Here is a 331-nt window from a genome sequence, read left to right as displayed (position 1 = left end):
AGGCCTCGGCGTCCGCCGTCGAACCCGTCGCTTCGAGCGCCAGAAGGTAGCGGCTCGAGGCATCCATCACCGTCAACGGATCGCAGCGCCACCCGTCGGCAGTCCGGAACCACCCCTTGTGATCGCCAGTCCACACCGCATTCGGCCCTTGCGGCTCCGGCCACGGTCCGTTGCCACAGGCTCGCAGACGTGGCCGCTTGCGGACGCCGACAAGCCCATGCCGTGCAAGGATCGCGCCCACCGTCGAGGCCGACGGCCAAACCAGCTCGGGAGCCGTGCGCTTGAGACGCGCCACGATCTTCTTTGGCCCCCACAGCGGATGCACCTCCTT

The 331-nt window shown here is 68.6% G+C and carries 1 pseudogene; it reads right to left on the bottom strand.

What is annotated here, in order from left to right:
• Positions 1 to 331: pseudogene (locus EN804_RS35650) on the bottom strand (integrase); the annotation flags it as partial.

Origin of the sequence: Mesorhizobium sp. M8A.F.Ca.ET.161.01.1.1, from assembly GCF_004792105.1 — a bacterium.
Classification (GTDB): Bacteria; Pseudomonadota; Alphaproteobacteria; order Rhizobiales; family Rhizobiaceae; genus Mesorhizobium.
Note: the sequence above shows the minus strand (reverse complement) of the source record. Positions and strands in the feature narration are given on the sequence as shown.